At 64.4% G+C, this 18,998-nt stretch carries 20 protein-coding genes and 1 tRNA gene; 15 read left to right on the top strand and 6 right to left on the bottom strand.

The features are described 5' to 3' along the window. Nucleotides 1-55 precede the first annotated feature (55 nt). The 5 genes from secF to queA form a co-directional block, all read right to left on the bottom strand. Nucleotides 56-1,000 (bottom strand): protein translocase subunit SecF, encoded by a 945-nt coding sequence (secF, locus tag BO74_RS00320; protein WP_496439182.1) that lies wholly within the window; start codon nt 998-1,000, stop codon nt 56-58. Nucleotides 1,001-1,018: 18 nt separating this feature from the next. Continuing rightward, entirely contained in the window at nt 1,019-2,890 is a 1,872-nt protein-coding gene (gene secD, locus BO74_RS00315; protein WP_496439181.1) for a protein translocase subunit SecD, read from the bottom strand. A 68-nt stretch (nt 2,891-2,958) separates the two neighbouring features. Next, nucleotides 2,959-3,282: a preprotein translocase subunit YajC gene (gene yajC, locus BO74_RS00310; RefSeq protein WP_496439180.1), complete on the bottom strand. Its 324-nt coding sequence runs from the start codon at nt 3,280-3,282 to the stop codon at nt 2,959-2,961. A gap of 85 nt (nt 3,283-3,367) precedes the next feature. Further along, nucleotides 3,368-4,480 (bottom strand): tRNA guanosine(34) transglycosylase Tgt, encoded by a 1,113-nt coding sequence (gene tgt, locus BO74_RS00305; RefSeq protein WP_496439179.1) that lies wholly within the window; start codon nt 4,478-4,480, stop codon nt 3,368-3,370. Beyond that, nucleotides 4,470-5,513, bottom strand: coding sequence for a tRNA preQ1(34) S-adenosylmethionine ribosyltransferase-isomerase QueA (queA, locus tag BO74_RS00300; protein WP_496439177.1), 1,044 nt, complete (start codon nt 5,511-5,513; stop codon nt 4,470-4,472). Before queA ends, tgt begins: the two co-directional genes overlap by 11 nt. Before the next feature lie 105 nt (nt 5,514-5,618). Here queA and BO74_RS00295 point away from each other — a divergent pair. The 3 genes from BO74_RS00295 to BO74_RS00285 all read left to right on the top strand — a co-directional run bounded on the left by BO74_RS00295 (nt 5,619) and on the right by BO74_RS00285 (nt 6,864). Beyond that, nucleotides 5,619-5,703: transfer RNA gene (locus BO74_RS00295), tRNA-Leu, on the top strand. Nucleotides 5,704-5,952: 249 nt separating this feature from the next. After that, nucleotides 5,953-6,354 (top strand): bacteriohemerythrin, encoded by a 402-nt coding sequence (locus tag BO74_RS00290; RefSeq protein ID WP_496439176.1) that lies wholly within the window; start codon nt 5,953-5,955, stop codon nt 6,352-6,354. Between the two features lie 69 nt (nt 6,355-6,423). Next, nucleotides 6,424-6,864, top strand: coding sequence for a hypothetical protein (locus tag BO74_RS00285; RefSeq protein ID WP_496439175.1), 441 nt, complete (start codon nt 6,424-6,426; stop codon nt 6,862-6,864). 23 nt (nt 6,865-6,887) lie between these two features. On the opposite strand, the gene BO74_RS00280 is transcribed toward BO74_RS00285, so the two are convergent. Next, nucleotides 6,888-7,496 (bottom strand): MarC family protein, encoded by a 609-nt coding sequence (locus tag BO74_RS00280; protein ID WP_496439173.1) that lies wholly within the window; start codon nt 7,494-7,496, stop codon nt 6,888-6,890. Nucleotides 7,497-7,658: 162 nt separating this feature from the next. Here BO74_RS00280 and arsS point away from each other — a divergent pair, with 162 nt between their 5' ends. From arsS to BO74_RS00220, 12 genes are all read left to right on the top strand, one after another. Further along, nucleotides 7,659-8,654 (top strand): arsenosugar biosynthesis radical SAM (seleno)protein ArsS, encoded by a 996-nt coding sequence (arsS, locus tag BO74_RS00275; protein WP_496439172.1) that lies wholly within the window; start codon nt 7,659-7,661, stop codon nt 8,652-8,654. Between the two features lie 13 nt (nt 8,655-8,667). After that, nucleotides 8,668-9,534, top strand: a complete 867-nt coding sequence (locus BO74_RS00270; protein WP_496439171.1) for a phosphate/phosphite/phosphonate ABC transporter substrate-binding protein — start codon at nt 8,668-8,670, stop codon at nt 9,532-9,534. After that, nucleotides 9,534-10,412, top strand: a complete 879-nt coding sequence (gene phnE / locus BO74_RS00265) for a phosphonate ABC transporter, permease protein PhnE (protein WP_496439170.1) — start codon at nt 9,534-9,536, stop codon at nt 10,410-10,412. Before BO74_RS00270 ends, phnE begins: the two co-directional genes overlap by 1 nt. Beyond that, a complete protein-coding gene (locus BO74_RS00260; protein WP_496439168.1) occupies nt 10,409-11,224 on the top strand; it encodes a phosphonate ABC transporter ATP-binding protein in 816 nt (271 codons plus the stop codon). The genes phnE and BO74_RS00260 overlap by 4 nt, the downstream gene beginning before the upstream one ends. Next, nucleotides 11,221-12,153, top strand: coding sequence for a metallophosphoesterase family protein (locus BO74_RS00255; protein ID WP_496439167.1), 933 nt, complete (start codon nt 11,221-11,223; stop codon nt 12,151-12,153). Before BO74_RS00260 ends, BO74_RS00255 begins: the two co-directional genes overlap by 4 nt. Before the next feature lie 9 nt (nt 12,154-12,162). Further along, nucleotides 12,163-13,068, top strand: a complete 906-nt coding sequence (locus tag BO74_RS00250) for an HD-GYP domain-containing protein (protein WP_496439166.1) — start codon at nt 12,163-12,165, stop codon at nt 13,066-13,068. 166 nt (nt 13,069-13,234) lie between these two features. Further along, complete coding sequence (locus tag BO74_RS00245) at nt 13,235-13,531, top strand: BufA1 family periplasmic bufferin-type metallophore (RefSeq protein WP_496439164.1); 297 nt, start codon at nt 13,235-13,237, stop codon at nt 13,529-13,531. 131 nt (nt 13,532-13,662) lie between these two features. Then, complete coding sequence (gene bufB, locus BO74_RS00240; protein ID WP_496439162.1) at nt 13,663-14,532, top strand: MNIO family bufferin maturase; 870 nt, start codon at nt 13,663-13,665, stop codon at nt 14,530-14,532. After that, on the top strand, nt 14,529-15,296 hold the full coding sequence (locus BO74_RS00235) for an HvfC/BufC N-terminal domain-containing protein (RefSeq protein WP_496439161.1): 768 nt from the start codon (nt 14,529-14,531) through the stop codon (nt 15,294-15,296). Before bufB ends, BO74_RS00235 begins: the two co-directional genes overlap by 4 nt. A 111-nt stretch (nt 15,297-15,407) precedes the next feature. After that, the gene (locus BO74_RS00230) at nt 15,408-15,944 is read left to right on the top strand and encodes a DoxX family protein (RefSeq protein ID WP_496439160.1); all 537 of its coding nucleotides are present in this window, start codon (nt 15,408-15,410) and stop codon (nt 15,942-15,944) included. Further along, a complete protein-coding gene (locus tag BO74_RS00225) occupies nt 15,941-18,121 on the top strand; it encodes a dihydrolipoyl dehydrogenase family protein (protein WP_496439159.1) in 2,181 nt (726 codons plus the stop codon). The genes BO74_RS00230 and BO74_RS00225 overlap by 4 nt, the downstream gene beginning before the upstream one ends. A 161-nt stretch (nt 18,122-18,282) precedes the next feature. Beyond that, a complete protein-coding gene (locus BO74_RS00220; RefSeq protein ID WP_496439158.1) occupies nt 18,283-18,993 on the top strand; it encodes a DUF3047 domain-containing protein in 711 nt (236 codons plus the stop codon). Nucleotides 18,994-18,998: the final 5 nt, after the last annotated feature.

Below are 18,998 nucleotides of genomic sequence, written 5' to 3'. Positions count from 1 at the left end.
GCCGATCAGGCGCCCGTCTGTTACGTCCAATAGGACACAACCCGTGGAAATTCGTTCAGACGACGGCGCCGTCCTCGTTGGCGCCTTCGATCTGCTTCTTCGGCTTGACGAAGTGCTCGCGCGAAACGCCGAGCCACATCACCAGCGGGCTGGCGACGAGGACCGACGAGTAGATGCCGAAGCAGATGCCGATGGTCAACGCCAGCGAGAAGTAATACAGCGTCTCGCCGCCGAAGATCAGCATCGACAGCACCATCACCTGCGTGCTGCCGTGGGTGATTACGGTGCGGGAGATGGTGCTGGTGATCGCGTGGTCGAGGATCTGCGGTGTGGTCAGCCCGCGCACCTTGCGGAAAGTTTCGCGGACGCGGTCGAAGACCACCACCGATTCGTTGACCGAATAGCCGAGAACGGCCAGCACCGCGGCCAGTACGGAGAGCGAGAATTCCCACTGGAAGAAGGCGAAGAAGCCGAGGATGATGATCACGTCGTGCAGGTTGGCAATGATCGCCGACACCGAGAAGCGCCATTCGAAGCGCATCGCGAGGTAAACGACGATCCCGATGATCACCAGCAACAGGGCCAGCGCTCCGTTTTCGGCCAGTTCCCTGCCGACCTGCGGGCCGACGAACTCGACTCGGCGCAGGCTGGCGCCCGGCGCTTCCGCGTCGAGCACGCCCATCACCGCCTCGCCGATCTTCGCCGAGTTCTGCTCCGCCTTGAGCGGCAGGCGGATCATCACGTCACGGCTGGAGCCGAAATTCTGCACGGTGATGTCGGTATAGCCTGCCTTGCCCAGTCCTTCGCGGATCTTGCCGAGATCGGCCGCCTGCGCGTAGTTGACCTCGATCAGCGTGCCGCCGGTGAACTCGACGGAGAGATGCAGGCCGCGGGTGCTGAGGAAAAAGACCGCCAGCAGGAAGGTGACCAACGAGATAACGTTGAACACCAGCGCATGGCGCATGAAGGGAATGTCTTTCTTGATGCGGAAAAATTCCATCTGCTTTTCCTTCTTTCCTTACTTCGAAGCGGTGGTGTCGACGCCCGGCTTCCAGACCTGTCCGATCGACAGCGACTTCACCTTGCGACGACCATAGACGAGGTTGACCAAGGCGCGCGAGACGACCACGGCCGAGAACAGCGAGGTCATGATGCCCAGGCAGTGCACCACGGCGAAGCCGCGCACCGGGCCGGAGCCGAAGATGAGCAGCGCGATGCCGGCGATCAGCGTCGTGATGTTCGAGTCCAGAATCGTGTCGAAGGCGCGGTCGTAACCGGTGTGGATTGCCGTTTGCGGCGGGGAGCCGTTACGCAATTCGTCGCGGATGCGTTCGTTGATCAGCACGTTGGCGTCGATGGCCATGCCCAGGGTCAGGGCGATGGCGGCGATACCGGGCAGCGTCAGCGTCGCCTGCAGCATCGAGAGCAGAGCCACGAGGAACAGCAGGTTGGCCGCCAGCGCCGTGACCGAGATGAGGCCGAACAGCAGGTAGTAGGCGGTCATGAACACGGCGATCGTGCCAAAGCCCCAGATCGTCGAGTCGAACCCCTTCTTGATGTTCTCGGCGCCGAGGCTCGGGCCGATCGTGCGTTCCTCGACGATTTCCATCGGCGCCGCCAGCGAACCGGCACGCAGCAGCAGTGCCGTGTCGTTGGCTTCGGTCGTGCTCATCGAACCGGAAATCTGCACGCGACCACCACCGATCTCGGTGCGGATGACCGGCGCGGTGACGACTTCACCCTTGCCTTTTTCGATCAGCAGGATGGCCATGCGCTTGCCGACGTTCTCGCGGGTGATGTCCTTGAAGATGCGCGCGCCGGCGGAGTCGAGCGTGAGGTGCACCGCCGGCTCCTGCGTCTGGTTGTCGAAGCCCGGCTGGGCGTCGGTCAGGCGGTCGCCGGTGAGCAGCACCTGCTTCTTCACCAGCAACGGACGGCCACCACGCTCGGTGTAGAGCTCAGTGCCGAACGGAACCTGTCCGGCGATCGCGGCTTCCAGCGATCCGGGTGTGTCGTCGACCAGGCGGATTTCCAGGGTGGCGGTACGGCCGAGGATGTCCTTGGCCTTGGCCGTGTCCTGCACACCGGGCAACTGGACGACGATGCGGTCGGCGCCCTGCTGGGCGATGACCGGCTCGGCAACGCCGAGTTCGTTGATCCGGTTGTTCAGCGTGCCCATGTTCTGCTTGATCGCCGATTCCTGCAGTTTCAGGATCGCCGTCGGCTTCAGCGTGGCGATCAGGCGCAGGTCGCTGCTATCGCCCTGTTCGATTACGGCCAGATCAGGCTGGTTGTCCTGCAGAGCGAGGCGGGCCTTGCCGCGCGTGTCCTCGTCGCGGAAGCGGATGCTGATGCGTTCGCCTTCGCGGTTAACACCACCATGGCGGATCGACTTGTCGCGGAACAGGCTGCGCAGATCGGCGCTGAGGGCGTCGAGACGCTTGGTCAGCGCGCCTTTCATGTCGACCTGGAGCATGAAGTGCACGCCGCCGCGCAGGTCGAGGCCGAGATACATCGGCAGCGCGCCCAGGTCGGTCAGCCACTTCGGCGAACTGGAGAGCAGGTTGAGGGCGACGACGTAGTGCGGGTCGGCGGGATCGGGGTTGAAGGCCTTCTCCAGCAGATCCTTGGCCTTGAGCTGCGTGTCCGTATCCTTCAGGCGAACCTTGACGCCGTTGGCGTCGAGAAAGAGTCCGCTCGTTTCAATGCCGGCGGTCTGCAGTGCGCTTTCGGCGAGACCGAGCGTCTTGGTGTCAACCTTGAGGGTGGCCTTGGCGCTGGAAACCTGGACGGCGGGGGATTCGCCGAAGAAGTTCGGCAAGGTGTAGATGAAACCGATCAGCAGCGCAACGACGACGGTAATGTATTTCCAGAGCGGGTAGCGATTCATTTTTCGGTGGGGGGTAAGAGTAAGGGTGAAAACAGGACGGGGGCCCGTGAGCCCCCGTGTTCCGGTCCTTACAGGTTTTTCAGCGTGCCCTTGGGCAGGACGACGGCGATGGATTGTTTCTGCATCTGCACTTCGGTGTTCGCGGCGATTTCAACGGTCACGTAGTCATCGCCGACCTTGGTGATGCGGCCGGCCATGCCGCTCGCGGTGACGACCTCGTCACCCTTGCCCAGCGCTTCGAGCAGGGCCTTGTGTTCCTTGGCTTTCTTCTGTTGCGGACGGATCATCAGGAAGTACAGCACGACGAACATCAGAATGATCGGCAGGAACTGCATTGCACTTTCCATGGGTCCTCCGGCGGCGGCTTGAGCGTAGGCGTTGCTGATCAGCACAGTAATGTCTCCTGGTTGGTTGATGGAACAACAGTCGCAGTCAGTGCAACTGGAAATTTAACGGGGCATTGTATCACCGGGGTGGTCAGGCCGGCCCTCGGGCACGATCAGCATGGAACCGGGCGGCGTGTCCGGCCAGTTCACCCGCCACGATCGCCTCGCGCAATTCGCGCATCAGCGTCTGGTAGTAGCGCAGGTTGTGGATCGTGTTCAGCTGCGCGCCGAGGATTTCGCCGACGCGGAACAGGTGGTGCAGGTAGGCGCGGCTGAAATGGCGGCAGGTGTAGCAGTCGCACGATTCGTCCAGCGGCCGCGTGTCGTTCTTGTAGCGGGCGTTGCGGATCTTGATGTCGCCGAAGCGGGTGAACAGGTGGCCGTTGCGCGCGTTGCGCGTCGGCATCACGCAATCGAACATGTCCACGCCGGCTTGCACGCCGTGCACCAGATCCTCCGGCGTGCCGACGCCCATCAGGTAGCGCGGCTTGTCGCCCGGCAGGCGTGGCGTGGTGTGCGCGAGGATGCGCGCCATGTCCTCTTTCGGCTCACCGACCGAGAGGCCGCCGATGGCGAAGCCGTCGAAGCCGATTTCGGCGAGAGCGGTCAGCGACTCCTCGCGCAGATCCTCGTACATGCCGCCCTGGACGATGCCGAAGAGGGCGTTGGTGTTGCCGAGGTGGTCATGCTCGGCGCGGGAACGGTGCGCCCAGCGCAGCGACAGGCGCATCGACTCGGCGGCCTGGTCGTGACTGGCCGGGAAGGGCGTGCACTCGTCGAAGATCATTACGATGTCCGAGTTGAGCACGTGCTGGATGCGCATCGATTCCTCGGGCGTCAGGAACAGCTTGTCGCCGTTGATCGGCGAAGAGAACTTGACGCCTTCCTCGGTGATCTTGCGCAGCGCGCCGAGCGAGAAGACCTGGAAGCCGCCCGAGTCGGTCAGGATCGGCTTGTTCCAGCCCATCAGGCCGTGCAGGCCGCCGTGCGCGCCGATGACCTCCAGCCCCGGGCGCAGCCACAGGTGGAAGGTGTTGCCGAGGCAGATCTGCGCGCCGATCTCGTCGAGGTCGCGCGGGGTCATTGCCTTGACCGTGCCGTAAGTGCCGACCGGCATGAAGACCGGCGTCTCGACGACGCCATGGGCAAGGGTCAGGCGGCCGCGGCGGGCGTTGCCGTCGGTGGTCAGGTGTTCAAACTGCATCGTCGTGTCTTTCCAGAAGCATGGCGTCGCCGTAGCTGAAGAAGCGGTAGCGCTGTGCCACGGCGTGGCGGTAGGCGGCGCGTATGGTAGCGCAACCGGCGAAGGCCGAGACGAGCATCAGCAGGGTCGACTTGGGCAGATGGAAGTTGGTGATCAGCCGGTCGGCCACCCGGAAGCGGTAGCCCGGCGTGATGAAGATGTCGGTTTCCGCCGGGCCGCTCCGCAACGCGCCACTCTGCGCCGCCGCTTCAAGCGCGCGCAGGCTGGTGGTGCCGACGGCGATGACGCGGCCGCCGCGGGCGCGTGTCCGGGCGACGGCGTCCACCGTGGCTTGCGGAATGTCGAAACGCTCGGAATGCATGCGATGCTCGGCGACGTTGTGCACCCGCACCGGCTGGAATGTGCCGGCGCCGACGTGCAGCGTCAGCCAGGCCAGGTCCACGCCTTTCTTCTTAAGGGTGTTCAGCATCGCCTCGTCGAAATGCAGGCCTGCCGTCGGCGCAGCCACCGCGCCGGTGTGGCGGGCGTACACCGTCTGGTAGCGGGTTTCGTCTTCCACTTCCGCCGCGTGGCTGATGTAGGGCGGCAGCGGCAGGCGGCCGTGCTCCTCGGTGAGCGCGTAGAGGTCGCCGTCGCCTTCGAGTTCCAGGGCGAAAAATTCGGACTGGGCGCCGGTGCGGCCGACGACGCGCAGTGCAAACGCGTTCTCCAGCACGATGCGGCTGCCCGGCTTGGGCGACTTGCTGGCGCGAATCTGGGCGACGGCATTCCGGCGATCGGCGATGCGCTCGATCATCACCTCGATCTGCCCGCCGCTCTCCTTCTGCCCGAACAGGCGCGCCTTGATCACCTTCGTATCGTTGAAGACGAGCAGATCGCCGGCGTCGAGCCATTGCGGCAGATCGGCGAACTGCCGGTCGAACAGCGCCTCGCCGTCGACATGCAGCAGGCGGCTGGCCGTGCGTTCGGTGGCGGGGTGCTGGGCGATCAGTTCGGGCGGAAGGTCAAAATCGAAATCGTCGAGAGTGAGCATGCTGAGAAATAATGATTGTCGGTTTGTCAGTCAGTTAAGGTCTTGTGGGGCAAGAGTGATTCATGGATAATTCGCCCTCTTCCGGTTCGCCTCCTGCGAACCGTGGCCCCGATGGCGGAATCGGTAGACGCAGCGGATTCAAAATCCGCCGCCGCAAGGCGTGCCAGTTCGACTCTGGCTCGGGGCACCATAAATACTCTCCCCTTTGGTTCCTTCCGCATCATTCGCGTCCGGCCCGGCCGCCGAAAAGGCGCGATTCTATCGTTTGTGGCGTTCTCCGTCTCGCGTTTGCTGCCGGTTTGTAGCGCGGGCGGGAACGAGTGTGAATTACTGCACATAGGTCATCTCGCCTTTCGCGCTATAAGGACATATTACTAAAGTAATATGTCCGTCGCACCACCCCAACCCCGGGCCGGCGACGTCGGACCGGAGACCACCCATGCACTGGCGCAATGAATACTCGCTGGGAATCGTCGAGCTCGATGACCAGCACAAGCAGCTGATCGGCCATTTCGGGGCCATCGAAGAGGCCATCCGGCAGGAGCAGAACTGGTCGTCGGTCTATTTCCTGATCGCCGAACTGAAGGATTTTGCGCGCTTCCATTTCACCTGCGAAGAAGCGCTCATGCGCCTGCTCGATTTCCCGGATCTTCGCCTGCATGCGGCGGAGCATGCGCATTTCTTCAAGGTTCTGGCTGAGATCGAGATGAACTCGATCAGCAAGGCGATCGAGCGGGAGCTGGTTGAGTTTCTCCGTGTCTGGATGACCAAGCACATCGTCGGCTCTGACCGTGCCTTTGCACAGCACGTGCTTTCCGGTGCTGCGGTGGTGTGTTCCTGACTGATTCCTGACTGCGGGCCGTTCGGGGGTAAACTCCGCCCCTTCGAAGATCGATCGTCTGGAGGGAGCATGGAATTTCTGACCTGTGTGGTGGCCGCCGAAGAGGACGAGTATCCCGATGTCGCCATGTCGGGGGCTCCGCTGAGGCAGTGGAGCGGCTTCGAGGCGCCCGGCCTGGATACGACGCGGATCGCCGCCTTGCATTCGCTGCTGACCGGCGACTCGCTGCATGAGGCGCTCGATCGCTATGAGCCGGTGTTCGTCGCCGAGGGGGAGGATGAAACCCTGCTTCTGCGCATCGACCCCGAATTGTTTGACGCCTTGGCGCAACTCGACGACGAAGCGCTGGACGAGCTGGCCGGGGAACTGGCAGCGAACGAGTTATACGAGGACGAGGGCGTCGATCCCGAGGAAGTGCTGGCGTACCTCACGGCCTTGGTCGAACTCGCGCAACTCGCCGAGTCGCAAGATCAGGCCCTGTTCGTCTGGATCAAGCTGCTGCAGGACTGAGTTCGTCGTCCCGGCAGCCGCGATCAGCCGATCTTGAAGGCGATGCGGATGCCGCTGATCAGCATCTGCACGGCGATCGCGGTCAGGATCAGGCCCATCAGGCGTTCCAGCGCTTCCATGCCGGCCTTGCCGAAGAGGCGGGAGAACCAGCCGGAAGCGAGCAGCAGCGCGGCGTTGATCAGGCAGGCAAGGATCACCGCGCCGACCCATAGCAAGATATCCCCGTTGGAATGGCGCGAGGCCAGCAGCACGGTCGCCAGCGCTGAGGGGCCGGCGATCATCGGGATAGCCAGCGGCACGATCAGCGGTTCGGTGGCTGTTTCCTCCTCTGTCGCTGTGTGCTTGGGTGGTGGAAAGGCCATGCGCAGTGCAATCAGCAGGAGAATCACGCCGCCAGCGATTTCCAGCGCCGGGTCGCTCAGGCGCATGGCGTAAAGAAGCCAGTCGCCGATGAACAGAAAGCCGACAAGGACCAGCGTGGCGATCGCGCATTCGCGCAGGATGATGCGCGGCCGGCGCTCTTCCGAGGTGTTGCGCAGGAGCGAAAGCACGAAAGGCATGTTGCCGAGCGGGTCGAGCACGAGGAGCAGCAGGAAGACCGAGGAAAAGAGTTCGCCGTTCATTGTTGTCATTGTGCTTGTCCATCGAGATGATTGCCCGGCCGAGCCGGACTGCTCCCTGAAAATAGCAAATAACCGGGCGAGGCGCGCTGTCGCCGCGAAATATTTGCGCTGCTACTGTAAGAATTGGCCTGCAGGTGCGTCTAATGGGTACAAGCTTTCAGGAGAAGAGGCATGCGCGACACGTTCCCGCTGTTGGTCAAGACCGACTTCCCGCCGATCCGGCGCGGCAAACTGGAAACACTGCAGGCCAATCTCGGCTATCGCTGCAACCAGTCCTGCTTCCATTGCCACGTGGCGGCCAGTCCGAAGCGCACCGAGGAAATGAGCCGGGAGACGATGGCGGTCCTGCTTGACTTCGCCCGTCGCCAATCGATCCAGACGCTCGACCTGACCGGCGGCGCGCCGGAGATGAACCCGCATTTCCGCTGGCTGGTCGGCGAAGCGCGGGCGATGGGGCTGCGCGTGATCGACCGCTGCAACCTGACCATCCTCAACGAACCGGGCTACGAGACGCTGGCGGCGTTTCTCGCCGATAACGCAGTGGAAATCACCGCCTCGCTGCCCTGCTATCTGGAAGAGAACGTCAACAAGCAGCGCGGCGATGGTGTTTTCCAGTCCAGCCTCGACGGGTTGCGCCAGCTCAACGAGCTGGGCTACGGCCTGCCGGACAGCGGGCGGGTGCTCAATCTGGTCTACAACCCGCTCGGGCCGTCCTTGCCGCCCGACCAGGTGCGGCTGGAGCAGGCCTACAAGGAACAACTGGCGATGCGCTACGGCATTGTCTTCAACCACCTGTTTGCGCTGACCAACATGCCCATCCAGCGCTTCGGCAGCCAGCTCATCTCGCGCAACGAGTTTCACCCGTACATGGCGCTGCTCAAGGGGGCTTACCGCGCCGAGAACCTGGATGGCGTGATGTGCCGCAGCCTGATTTCGGTGAGCTGGCAGGGTTACGTCTTTGACTGTGATTTCAACCAGATGCTCGGCCTGCCTCCGGGCGGGGCGGAAGCGCGGCCGGTGCATCTTTCCGAGTTGCTGGAGGTGGATTTCGTCGGCCGGCCGATCCGCGTGGCCGATCATTGTTACGGCTGCACCGCCGGGCAGGGCAGCAGTTGCGGCGGGGCGCTGGGATCGGAAAAGACGGCGGAACCGGCCGCCGCTTCGTGAAAGGAGAATGCAAATGCACGGTTTTTTTCGATTCCTGACCGCACTGGCCGGTTCGCTTTTCTTCTCTTCCGCGTTTGCCGCCGAGCCGCCCCTCAAGTTCGGCGTCGGCCTCTTCCAGCCGGACAAGGACAAGAACGACGCGACCTACCGCCCGCTGGCCGATTACCTTGCCGCCCGGCTGAACCGGCCGGTGCAGTTGCGCACCGTCGATAGCTGGGAAGGCCTCGCCAAGTCGCTGGTCAACGGCGAAACGGACATCGCCCTGCTCGGGCCGTGGGGCTACGTGCTGGCCAATCACCAGTCCGGCGCGCAGGTCATCTCCACCATCCTTTACGACGGCAAGCCGGAGTATTTCGCGATCATGGTGACCCATCCCGATTCCGGCATCCGTTCGCCGGCGGATCTGAAAGGGCGGACCTTCGCCTTCGGCGACAAGGGCTCCACCTCGGGTTACCTGATCCCGCTGCATTACCTGATGACGCAGGGCATCACGCCGGAGAACTATTTCGCCAAGGTGGTGCACACTTCGCATCAGGCGATCGAGACGCAGGTCACGCAGGGCGTGCTCGACGCCGGCGCCGACTACAACCGCAACCGCAACGCGATGATCGAGCAGGGGCTGATCAAGGCCGGACGCTCGAAGATCATCTGGCAGTCGGACCCGTTGCCGAACGACGCGTTCGCGGTGAGCAAGGCGCTGGCTGGCGACAAGGCGCTGGTCGTTCAGTTGCAGGCGGCGCTGGCCGACGTGGGCAGCGCGCTGAAGACCCAGCCCAAGCTCCTGCCGTCGCACTACACCGGCTTCGTCAGCCGCGACAACGCGTTCTACAAACCGATTCGCGACGCCGGCCTGGCGACCGGAAAACTCTCGGTGCGGTGATGGCCTCACGCAGCCATCCCGGCATTTCCGGAAGGCTCGGCTTCTTCGGGCTGACGCTGGCCTATGCGCTGCTGGTGGCGGTTTGTCTCGGCTCGCTGGCGCAGGAAGACGAGTTGTCGCTGGGGCGCAATCCGTGGGCCAATCTGGTCAAGACGACGGGCGAGTTTGCCCGGCCGAGCTTCCTCGACGTGTGGTTCGGCGAAACGCATCTCGAATACCGCAGCGACGACGGCCACGTGCTGCGCGTCGAGAATCGCCGCCAAGTCGAAGCCGATTACCTGGCCGGCCTCGGCCGCGCCACATGGACGACCGTGCGCATCGCCACCCTCGGCTCCCTGCTCGGCGCCTTGCTGGCGCTGCCGCTGGCCGTGCTGACCGCGCGCAACCTGGCCGCGCCGAAGCCGTTGGCGTGGGTGGCCAAGGGCATTCTCGACGTGATGCGCTCGATCCATACGCTGGTGTTCGGCCTGGTGCTGGTCGGCATTGTCGGCCTTGGTCCGACGGCCGGCATCCTGGCCATCGCCCTGCATTCTTCAGGGACCTACGGCAAGCTCTTCGCCGAGGCGATCGAGACACTGGATAGAGCCGCCGTCGACGCCGTGCGCAGCGTCGGCGCCGGGCCGGTGCAGGTCTTCTTCAACGCCATCTGGCCGTCGGTTTTGCCGCAGTTCGTGTCCAGCCACCTCTACGTGTGGGAATTCAACATCCGCGATTCGACCATCCTCGGACTCATCGGCGCGGGCGGACTGGGGCTGCTGATCACCGAGTCCGTCGCCCTGTTCCAGTGGGGCCGGCTGGCGACGGTGCTGATCGTCATCGTCGCCCTGGTCTCTGCCTTCGACGCGCTCAGCCGGCGCATCCGCGAGGCGCTGCTATGACGACCCCGAGCATCGTCCTCGACGGCATCGTCTGCATGGCGGGTGGCAGGGCCGTGCTGGAGATTCCGCAGTTGCGGGTCGCACAGGGCGAGCGTGTGGCCGTTGTCGGGCACAACGGGGCCGGGAAGTCGACGCTCCTGCGCTTGCTGACCGGCTTCATGGCGCCGGCTCACGGGCAGGTGCAGGTGCTCGGCCGCCCACTGGCCCACCCGGTACCGGCTGACGCATTGCGCGCCTTGCGCCGGGACGTCGGGCAGGTGTTGCAGGGGCTGCATCTGGTGGGGCGCTTGTCGGTGCTGGAGAACGCGTTGATCGGTGCGCTCGGACGTGTTCCTGGCTGGCGCGGCTGGACGCGTTGCTTTCCCGCCGACGAGATCGCTCGGGCGGAGGCCGCGCTGCAATCCGTTGGCCTGCTGGCGCTGGCCGCAACGCGCGCTGACCGGCTGTCGGGAGGAGAGCGCCAGAAGGCAGCCATCGCCCGCCTGCTGGTGCAGGCGCCGTCCCTGATTCTGGCCGACGAGCCAACCGCTGCGCTCGATCCGTCGGCCGCGGCGGAAGTCTGCCGGCTGCTGGTCCGGGCCGCCGCCGGGAAGACGCTGATTACCGTGGTGCATAACCCGTCGCTGCTGCCGCTGCTCGCCGAACGCGTGATCGGCCTGAAGCAGGGTCGGATCGCCTTCGACCTGCCGGTCGGCGAAGTCGACGACGCGACGCTGATGCGGCTGTATCGCCCGGGAGACTCTCCGCAACAGGCATTCTGGGAAACTCCATCGGCTTCGGAGGTGCTCACCGGAATCGGGAGCCAGCCGTGAGCGAAACTACAGGCCGCGCCTGCCCGCTTCACTATCGCTACGGCGCCGCCGCGACCGGCCAGGCGCCGATGCGCGAAGCCAGCACGCTCTACGTGATCGGCGGACTCTACGGCAACCTGCCCGCGCTGGATGCCATCGACGCGATGGCGGCTGCCGAGGACGGTCCGGTGACGCTGTGCTTCAACGGTGACTTCAACTGGTTCAACGTCGATCCGGCCGGATTCGCCGAGATCAACGCGCGAGTGCTGCGTCATACATCCACGCTCGGCAATGTCGAGGCTGAGCTGTTTTCAGGGGAAGAGGGCGCGGGTTGCGGCTGCGCCTATCCGGAGGAAGTCGGCGATGCCTTCGTCGAGCGTTCGAACCGCATCCATGCGCGGTTGAAGGCGACGGCGGCGCGTTTCCAGGAAGTGCTTCAGCGTTTAAGTGCCTTGCCCATGGTCGCGCGCTTTCGCGTCGGCGACTGCCGCATTGGCGTGGTGCACGGCGATGCCGACTCACTCGCCGGCTGGCGCCTCGACGCCAAGGCGCTGGACGCGCCGGAGAACCGCGCCTGGCTGGAGGACGTGTTTCGCGCCGCGCAGGTCGACGTATTCGCCAGCAGCCACACCTGCCTGCCGGCGCTGCGGCGCTTTGCTCAAGGCTGGGTTATCAACAACGGCGCGGCCGGACTGCCGAACTTCAGCGGTGCGCACCACGGCGTACTTACCCGCATCGGCATCACGCCGCCGGTGCAAGCGGCACTTTATGGAGGCGTTTGCGCCGGGGCGCATGTTCATGCGCTGCCGGTTGCCTACGACCACGCGGCCTGGGAGGCGCGTTTCCTCGCCAACTGGCCGCCGGGATCGGAGGCCTGGTTGTCCTACCACGAGCGCATCTTGAACGGCCCGGCGTATTCCTTGCGCACTGCGGCGGATTCCCGGGAATAGGAGGGTGGAATGAGCTTGCGAGACAGTATCGCCAGTATGTTCGGCGACGACGCTCAGGCGAGGCTGCATCATCAGGTTGATCTGCTGAGCAGTCTGCTGGTCATGGCCTGGATGGTCGAGGCCCGGGATCCTTATACCGGAGGGCATCTCTGGCGCGTTTCACGCTTTTCCCGTTTGCTGGCCAGCGATGCCGGCTTCCCGGAGGCGGATGTCGCACGCATTTCCCTCGGCGGTTTTCTGCACGACCTCGGCAAGGTCGGCGTGCCGGATCACATCCTGAACAAGAAAGACCGGCTGACGGAAGAGGAGTACGAAGTCATCAAGACGCACCCGGAGATCGGCTGGCGCACGCTGGTTGGCCACCCGCTGGCGCAGCTTGCGGAAGCAGCGGTACGGGCGCACCACGAAATGCCCGACGGTAGAGGCTATCCGCGCGGGTTGTCCGGCGGCGATATCCCGCAGGACGCCGCAATAGTCGGGATATGCGATGCCTTCGATGCGATGACCAGCACCCGGCCGTATCGCCGCGGCATGCCGATCGAGAGGGCACTCGTGATCATCGAAGAAAACCTCGGTCGCCAGTTCAACCGGGAATTCGGCGCGCGATTCATCGAACTCGGACAGCGAGGAGTACTGGATCACATCGTCGGACACAGCGATGAGGGCATTCCCCTGCGCGAGTGCATCATGTGCGGGCCGACCCTGGTGCTGCGTAAAGGGCAGCGTGCCAATGAGCACGTGTACTGCAGAAGCTGCGCGGGCGAGTACGTGACCGGGATTCAGGATGGCAGGCTTATCGCCACGCCGACCGGAAAAATGGGACGTCCGCGAGACCTGGAACCGGAAGCCGACTTCGAGTTGATCAGCCGCTTCGTGAGCGAATCCGGGCAGGCGCTGGCGATGCACGCTCATTGAGCACAGCGATGCTCCAGCGGGGGGGGCATCTTTCCGATCCGGGGCAAAAAAATCGTGAGTGTCCTGTAAGAAACGGTCGTCTGCTCCGACTAACGATTAACAGTCCGGCATTTCGGCCGACTGTTCGGGCCTCAACCCGATGATCGATGAACCAAGGAGACAGACCATGAACAAGACGATGACCGCCGCTTCCCTCGCCCTCGCGCTGGGTACCGCTTTGACGCTCGCTTCCGCCCCTGTTCTGGCACAGGATGCCGCCAAGGAGAAATGCTACGGCGTGGCCCTGAAAGGCAAGAACGACTGCAAGGCCGGTGCGGGCACCACCTGCGCCGGAACGTCGAAGATCGATTACCAGGGCAACGCCTGGTCGATGGTGCCGAAGGGGACGTGCGACAAGACGGCGTCGCCGACTTCTCCGACCGGATTCGGGCAGTTGATGGAGTTCAAGGAGAAGAAGGCCTGATTTCTTCCGGAGTTCGCCGAGTTCCCGTCATTCCGGCGCAGGCCGGAATCCAGAATTTCGGAGCGCCGCCTGGATCCCGGCCTGCGCCGGGATGACGGAGTCACATCCATCTTCTCGCATGAATTTTCCCGATGACCGCCTCCCATCCCAAACTGCCGCTGTGCGCCGGTCTCGGGCTCAAGCCCGAGCACTTCCGCGACATCCTCGATTCCCGTCCGGACCTCGGTTTCTTCGAGGTCCACGCCGAGAATTACATGGTCGACGGCGGGCCGTTCCATCACTACTTGGGTCTGATCCGCCGCGACTACCCGCTGTCGATCCATGGCGTCGGGCTGTCGATCGGCGGCGAGTCACCGTTGGACGAGGCGCATCTCGACCGGCTCGCCGCGCTGCTCGAACGCTACGCGCCGCAGTCGTTTTCCGAGCATCTGGCGTGGTCCAGCCATGGCGAGAACTTCCTCAACGATCTGCTGCCCGTGCCTTACCACGCGGCAACGCTCTCCCGCGTGTGTGCGCACATCGACCGGGTGCAGGAGCGACTGGGACGGCGCATGCTGCTGGAGAATCCGGCGACCTACGTCGAGTTCGCCGCCTCCACGATGAGCGAGACCGACTTCATCGGCGAGGTGATCCGGCGCACCGGCTGCGGGCTGCTGCTCGACGTGAATAACGTCTATGTATCCTGCACCAACCACGGGCGCGACCCCTATGCCTGCATCGATGCCTTGCCGCTGGGTGCTGTCGGGGAAATCCACCTGGCCGGCTTCGCGCGCGATACCGACGCGGCGGGCGATCCGCTGCTCATCGACAGCCACGGTGCGCCTGTGGCGCAAGCGGTGTGGAATCTATACCGCTACACGCTGGCGCGCACCGGGCCGTTGCCGACGCTGATCGAGCGCGACAATGATATCCCCGCATTCCCCATTCTGTTCGCCGAGGCGCGGCAGGCGGATGGCTTGCTGGCCCAAGCGGCACGGGTAGCCGAGGCGGTGCCGGCATGAGCACGCAAACAACTTTCGCTGCCGCGCTGCTCGATCCGGGGCTGCCGTCGCCGGAAGGATTGGTCGCCTGGAACGGCTCCGATCCGGCACGCCGTTTCGCCGTGTATCGCAACAACATCGTCGTTTCGCTGGTCGATGCGCTGGCCGATACCTTCGCGGTCACGCAGGAACTGGTCGGCGAGCCGTTCTTCCGCGCCATGGCACGCGTGTTCGCGCTCTCCGCGGCGCCGAAGTCGCGGCTGATGGCGTTCTACGGCGAAGGCTTTCCCGATTTCATCGCCGGTTTTCCCCCGGCGGCCGGCGTTCCCTACCTGGCCGACATGGCGCGGCTGGAGTACCTGTGGGTGCTGGCGTATCACGCAGGAGATGTGTCGCCGCTTGCAGCAAACGAACTCGCTGCCGCGCTGGCCGATCCGGAAAGTTTGCCTATGCTGCGCGTGGTGCTGTATCCGTCGTTGCACGTGCTGGCGTCGCGTTATGCCGTGGCCTCCTTGTGGGGGGCGCATCAGGGACTGCTGGCGCTCGCCGACGTCGTGCCCGACCAGCCGGAGACGGCGCTGGTACTGCGCTGCGGACTGGAAGTTGAAGTGCTGCGTATCACACCCGCAGATGGGGCGTTCATCGCCGCGCTGCGTGACGGCATGCCGTTGGGCGGGGCGGTGCAGGTCGCCGGTCCGGGGTTCGATCCGTCGGGGGCGCTCGGCTTGTTGCTGCAAAAGGGGGCGGTTACTGCCCTGGCTCATGAAGGGAGATCCCGTGGCTGACCATCCGGTTCTTCGTCATCCCGGCGCAGGCCGGGATCCAGCCTGTGCTCCGAAATCCTGGATTCCGTCCTGCGCCGGAATGACGGATGAAATCTTGTCGAGGAGATGATGATGAATGAACAACATGCCGCGAATAGCTGCGCGGTCGGCTTATGCAACAAGGACTCCTGCCTGATCGGTCGGGCAACCGCCGTGTTCTCGCGCATCCCCGATTCGCTGATTGCGCTGATCGGGCGCTTTTCCGTCGCCGCGATTTTCTGGAAATCCGGCCAGACCAAGGTGCAGGATTTCGCCATCGACATCGTCGCCGGCGAGTTCAAGTTCGGCTGGCCGCGCCTGTCCGATTCGGTGGTGGACCTGTTCCGCGACGAATACCGTCTGCCGGTGATTCCGCCTGAGACTGCCGCACTCATGGCGGCGTTTGCCGAGCATGTCTTTCCGGTGCTCCTCTTGATCGGGCTGGCCACGCGTTTCTCGGCACTGGCGCTGCTGGGCATGACGCTGGTGATCCAGCTCTTCGTCTACCCGGATGCCTATCCGACGCATGGCGTGTGGATGACGGTACTATTGTTCCTGGTCGCGCGGGGCGGTGGGGCGGTGTCGCTCGATCACCGGCTGGGCCGGTGCCTGGCCGGAAAATGTGCGTGAGTCGACTCTGGGGAGACAATCTCGTGCATCTCAAGAAGCTGTCGCTGCTCGTTGTGCTGATCCTCGCGGTCGCCGCATTCTTCGCCCTTGATCTCGGCCAGCATTTCAACCTGCAGACCCTCAAGGCGCAGCAGTCGGCAATCGAAACCTTTCGTGCCACCCAGCCGCTGCTGGCCGCGGCCCTCTATTTCGCGCTCTATGTGCTGATGTCGGCGCTCTCGCTGCCCGGCGCGGCGTTGCTCACGCTGGCCGGTGGCGCGGTGTTCGGCCTGCTGTGGGGGACGGTGATCGTGTCCTTCGCCTCGACCGTCGGCGCCACGCTGGCTTTCCTGATCTCGCGCTTCCTGCTGCGCGACTGGGTGGCCGCGCGCTTTGGCCAGCGCCTGCAGGCCATCGACGCGGGCGTGCGGCGCGAAGGTGCGTTCTACTTGTTCACCCTGCGCCTGGTGCCCGTGTTCCCTTTTTTCGTGATCAATCTGCTGTTCGGACTGACGGCGATGAGAGCGTCGACTTTCTACTGGACCAGCCAGATCGGCATGCTCGCCGGCACCCTGGTGTATGTGAATGCCGGCACTCAGCTGGCGCAGATCGATTCGCTGTCGGGCATCCTGTCGCCCGCGCTGCTCGGCTCCTTCGCGTTGCTCGGCGTATTCCCGCTGCTGGCGCGCAAGATCATTGATGCGGTGCGCGCCAACCGGGTCTATGCCGGATGGAAAAAACCGGCGAGATTCGAGCGCAACCTGGTGGTCATCGGCGGCGGCAGCGCCGGGCTGGTTACCGCCTATATCGCCGCCGCCGTCAAGGCGAAAGTGACGCTGGTGGAAAAGCACAAGCTGGGCGGCGACTGCCTCAATACCGGCTGCGTTCCGTCCAAGGCGCTGATCCGTTCGGCCAAGCTGCTCTCGCATATGGCGCGTTCCAGGGAGTTCGGCATCGCCTCGGCGACGGCGGAGTTCGACTTTGCCACGGTGATGGAGCGCGTGCAGTCGGTGATCCGCACTGTCGAGCCGCATGATTCGGCGGAGCGTTACACGGCCTTGGGTGTCGATGTCGTGCAGGGTACGGCCCGCATCGTCTCGCCGTGGGAAGTGGAAGTCACCGGCGAGGATGGCGGCAAGCGGATGCTGACGACGCGCAGCATCGTCATCGCCGCCGGTGCGCGGCCTTTCGTGCCGCCGATCCCGGGCATCGATGAGGTCGGCTACCTCAGTTCGGACACCGTCTGGAACCTGCGCGAACTGCCGCGCCGGTTGGTGGTGCTCGGCGGCGGGCCGATCGGATCCGAATTGACGCAAGCCTTTGCCCGCCTTGGCGCACAGGTGACGCAGGTGGAAATGGCGCCGCGCCTGCTGATGCGCGAAGACCCGGAGGTTTCCGAACTCGTGGCGCAGCGCTTCCGCGCCGAGGGCATCGCCGTGCTGACCGGGCATCAGGCCAAGGCGTTTCTGGTGGAGAACGGCGAGAAGGTTCTCGTCGCCGAGCACGCCGGACAGGAGGTGCGCATTCCCTTCGATGCCGTGCTGGTCGCCGTCGGGCGGGCTGCCAACCTGAAGGGCTACGGGTTGGAGGAATTGGGCATCCCGACCGGGCGCACCGTGGACACCAACGAATTCTTGCAGACCGGCTTCCCCAACATCTACGCCGCGGGCGACGTGGTCGGGCCGTTCCAGTTCACCCACACGGCGGCGCACCAGGCGTGGTATGCGGCGGTCAACGCGCTGTTCGATCCGTTCCGGAAGTTCAAGGCGGATTACACGGTGATCCCCTGGGCGACCTTCGTCGAACCGGAAGTCGCGCGCGTCGGCCTCAACGAACTCGAAGCCCGGGAAAAGGGCATCGCCTGTGAAGTGACCACTTACGGCATCGACGACCTCGACCGCGCCATTGCCGACAGCGAGGCGCACGGCTTCATCAAGGTGCTGACGGAGCCGGGCAAGGACCGCATCCTCGGCGTGACCATCGTCGGCGAGCACGCCGGCGAGCTGATCGCCGAGTACGTGCTGGCCATGAAGCAGGGCATCGGCCTGAACCGCATCCTCGGCACCATCCACATCTATCCGACGCTGGCCGAGGCCAACAAGTACGTCGCCGGCGTCTGGAAGAAGACGCACGCGCCGGAGAAGCTGCTGGCGTGGGTCGAACGTTTTCATGCCTGGCGGCGGGGGGGCGACGCATGATTTCTTTCAAGGAAACGCGGAAGTATTCGTCACCCCGGCGTATGCCGGGCTCCAGTTCGTTGCCTTCCCTGGATTCCGGCATACGCCGGAATGACGAATCTGCAATAAATCAGCGTCTTTCTAACAGGGTGGCGAGGTCGGTAACGAGTGCCCTATGCGTCTTGGCATCTGCGCCATCCATTGCTGAATCCGTGTGGGTCGGGCGCTTCGCCGGAACCGCGGATTTCCCGCCTCCGCCCTGGAAGGTCGAACGGCTCGACGAGCGCGTGCCGCCGACGCGCTATGGGTTGCGTGTCTGGGACGGTGTTGCGGCGGTCGAGGCGCAGGCCAGCAAGAGCATGGCGCTGTTTGGCCGCCCGCTTGAAATCGACCTGCAGAAGACGCCCTTCCTCTGCTGGCAATGGCGGATCGATGCGCCGGTGGCGTCGGCGGACATGACGCAAAAATCGGGCGACGACTACGCCGCGCGTGTCTATCTCACCTTTGAAATCCCGCCCGACCAACTGGGCGTGCTCACGCGCGCGGGACTGGCGCTGGCGCGTTCGATTTACGGCAATCAGGTGCCGGACGCCGCCCTCAATTACATCTGGGACAACCGTCACCCCGTTGGCACCGTGCAGGCGAACGCTTATACCGATCGCGCCAGGATGCTGGTGCTGCGCTCGGGTGGCGATCTGGCCGGGCGTTGGGTGACGGAGCGACGCAACGTGCTGGAGGATTATCGTCAGGCATTCGGCGATTCCGGTGGTCAGTTGCGCGGGCTGGCGATCGCCAGCGATACCGACAACACGGGCGAGGACGCGCACGCCGGCTTCGCCGATTTCCGCTTTGTCGCAACGGCGGGCGAGTGCCCGGCACCGAGCGGGGGGTAGGCGAC

The sequence above is a fragment of the Propionivibrio pelophilus DSM 12018 genome (genome assembly GCF_059569095.1).
The sequence above is the reverse complement of the archived record's forward strand: the minus strand, read 5'-3'. Positions and strand labels throughout refer to the sequence as shown.

What these genes read in the sequence shown, in the direction of transcription:
- secF (WP_496439182.1), bottom strand. Translation starts at nt 1,000, where the DNA reads ATGGAATTTTTCCGCATCAAGAAAGACATTCCCTTCATGCGCCATGCG.
- secD (WP_496439181.1), bottom strand. Translation starts at nt 2,890, where the DNA reads ATGAATCGCTACCCGCTCTGGAAATACATTACCGTCGTCGTTGCGCTG.
- tgt (WP_496439179.1), bottom strand. Translation starts at nt 4,480, where the DNA reads ATGCAGTTTGAACACCTGACCACCGACGGCAACGCCCGCCGCGGCCGC.
- queA (WP_496439177.1), bottom strand. Translation starts at nt 5,513, where the DNA reads ATGCTCACTCTCGACGATTTCGATTTTGACCTTCCGCCCGAACTGATC.
- BO74_RS00290 (WP_496439176.1), top strand. Translation starts at nt 5,953, where the DNA reads ATGCACTGGCGCAATGAATACTCGCTGGGAATCGTCGAGCTCGATGAC.
- BO74_RS00285 (WP_496439175.1), top strand. Translation starts at nt 6,424, where the DNA reads ATGGAATTTCTGACCTGTGTGGTGGCCGCCGAAGAGGACGAGTATCCC.
- BO74_RS00280 (WP_496439173.1), bottom strand. Translation starts at nt 7,496, where the DNA reads ATGACAACAATGAACGGCGAACTCTTTTCCTCGGTCTTCCTGCTGCTC.
- arsS (WP_496439172.1), top strand. Translation starts at nt 7,659, where the DNA reads ATGCGCGACACGTTCCCGCTGTTGGTCAAGACCGACTTCCCGCCGATC.
- BO74_RS00270 (WP_496439171.1), top strand. Translation starts at nt 8,668, where the DNA reads ATGCACGGTTTTTTTCGATTCCTGACCGCACTGGCCGGTTCGCTTTTC.
- phnE (WP_496439170.1), top strand. Translation starts at nt 9,534, where the DNA reads ATGGCCTCACGCAGCCATCCCGGCATTTCCGGAAGGCTCGGCTTCTTC.
- BO74_RS00260 (WP_496439168.1), top strand. Translation starts at nt 10,409, where the DNA reads ATGACGACCCCGAGCATCGTCCTCGACGGCATCGTCTGCATGGCGGGT.
- BO74_RS00250 (WP_496439166.1), top strand. Translation starts at nt 12,163, where the DNA reads ATGAGCTTGCGAGACAGTATCGCCAGTATGTTCGGCGACGACGCTCAG.
- BO74_RS00245 (WP_496439164.1), top strand. Translation starts at nt 13,235, where the DNA reads ATGAACAAGACGATGACCGCCGCTTCCCTCGCCCTCGCGCTGGGTACC.
- bufB (WP_496439162.1), top strand. Translation starts at nt 13,663, where the DNA reads ATGACCGCCTCCCATCCCAAACTGCCGCTGTGCGCCGGTCTCGGGCTC.
- BO74_RS00235 (WP_496439161.1), top strand. Translation starts at nt 14,529, where the DNA reads ATGAGCACGCAAACAACTTTCGCTGCCGCGCTGCTCGATCCGGGGCTG.
- BO74_RS00230 (WP_496439160.1), top strand. Translation starts at nt 15,408, where the DNA reads ATGAATGAACAACATGCCGCGAATAGCTGCGCGGTCGGCTTATGCAAC.